A 1,872-nucleotide genomic window follows, 5' to 3' on the forward strand; every position below is an offset into this window, starting at 1 on the left:
AAATATGACAGGCCGGCCGCGAGTACGTCGATGACGACGAGGACGAGCGAGCAGGGGAAGGCTCGCCAGGGGAACATCGCCGATAGCGAGAAGAGCCTGCCGGTGGTGTTGGCGAAGCGCAACATTCCTCTGTCCGTGTTCCACTTCGACTGCCGTTGGATGAAGGAACTCGAATGGTGCAACTTCGATTGGGACAAGTCCAAGTTCCCCGATCCGGAAGGCCTGCTCAAGAAGCTGCACGACCGTGGCCTGAAGGTCTGCGTGTGGATCAACTCCTATATCGGCCAGAAGTCCCCGCTGTTCGAGGAAGGCGCCAAGAACGGCTACTTCATCAAGAACGAGGACGGTTCCGTCTGGCAGTGGGACAAGTGGCAGGCCGGCATGGCCATCGTCGACTTCACCAACCCGGAGGCCACCAAGTGGTACCAGGGCTACCTGAAGAAGCTCGTTGCCATGGGCGTCGACTGCTTCAAGACCGACTTCGGCGAGCGTATCCCCACCGAAGGCGTGAAGTACTATGACGGTTCCGATCCGGAACTGATGCACAACTACTACACCTACCTGTACAACAAGGCCGTGTATGACGTGCTCGTCGAAACCAAGGGCGCCGATCAGGCCATCCTGTTCGCCCGTTCCGCCACCGTCGGTGGCCAGCGGTTCCCGGTCCACTGGGGCAGCGACTGCTCCTCCAACTATCCGTCCATGGCGGAATCCCTGCGCGCCGGCCTGAGCTTCGGCATGTCCGGCTTCGGCTATTGGAGCCACGACATCGCCGGCTTCGAAGACCAGGCGAGCCCGGACCTGTACAAGCGTTGGACGCAGTTCGGCCTGCTGAGCTCCCACTCCCGCTACCACGGCTCCACCGCCTACAAGGTGCCGTGGCTGTACGGTGACGAGGCCGTGGACGTGGCCCGCGAATTCACCGAGCTCAAGCTGCGGCTCAAGCCGTATCTGAAAAAGATGGCCGTGGAAACCCACGAGACCGGCGTTCCGATGATGCGTGCCACGGTGCTTGAATTCCCGGACGATCCTACCTGCGAGGACATCGACACCCAGTACATGCTGGGCGACGACCTGCTGGTCGCCCCGATCTTCCGCGAGGACGGCGTGGCCCGCTTCTACGTGCCGGACGACGGCAGCGGCCAGCCGTGGACCAACATCATCACCGGCACCGCGTACGAGCCTGGCAAGTGGTACACCGAGCAGTACGATTACCACACCCTGCCGGTCCTGGCACGTCCCGGCACCGATCCGCTGCATGCGTGATATGACGACTGACGCTGGGCTTCCACGCATTTCGCGGTGGAGCCCGGCGTTTTTTTGACGCACAAGGAGAATGTCTGCGATGAAACCGACGTTCGGCCATTTCCTGTTCGGTGGCGATTGGAATCCGGAGCAGTGGCCGGAAGACACCTGGGAGCATGACCTTGACATGCTTGAAGACGCCCATATCAACGAAGTCACCATCAACGTGTTTTCATGGGCGCTGTTGCAGCCGGCCGAAGACCGTTACGATTTCAGCATGCTCGACAAAATCGTCGCATTGTTGGTCAAGCATGATTTCAACATCGTGATGGCGACCGGCACCGCGGCGCTGCCCGGATGGATGGTGCGTCTGCATCCCGAAACGATCCGTACCGAGCAGAACGGCACCCGTCACGTATTCGGAGGGCGGCACAACTTCTGCCCGACATCGCCATACTTCCGTAAGGCGTCCCGTGCGCTCGCAGCGCATGTCGCCGAACGCTACGCCGGCACATCCGGACTGGTCGACTGGCATGTGTGCAACGAATACGGTGGCGGTGGCGGCCTATGCTATTGCGACCACTGCGCCGAAGCGTTCCGTACGTGGCTGAAAAACAAGTACGGACC

Annotated in this window: 2 protein-coding genes; both read left to right on the forward strand. The window is 61.0% G+C overall.

What is annotated here, in order from left to right; genetic code table 11:
• Window positions 1-1,266, forward strand: a 1,266-nt coding sequence (yicI, locus tag ACR0P8_RS09530) for an alpha-xylosidase (RefSeq protein ID WP_432624827.1), incomplete at its 5' end; no start/stop codon positions are given.
• Window positions 1,267-1,345: 79 nt separating this feature from the next.
• A partial coding sequence (locus ACR0P8_RS09535) for a beta-galactosidase (RefSeq protein WP_432624828.1) occupies window positions 1,346-1,872 on the forward strand: 527 nt, incomplete at its 3' end.

It is taken from the genome of Bifidobacterium sp., assembly GCF_050874245.1.
Lineage (GTDB): Bacteria > Actinomycetota > Actinomycetes > Actinomycetales > Bifidobacteriaceae > Bifidobacterium.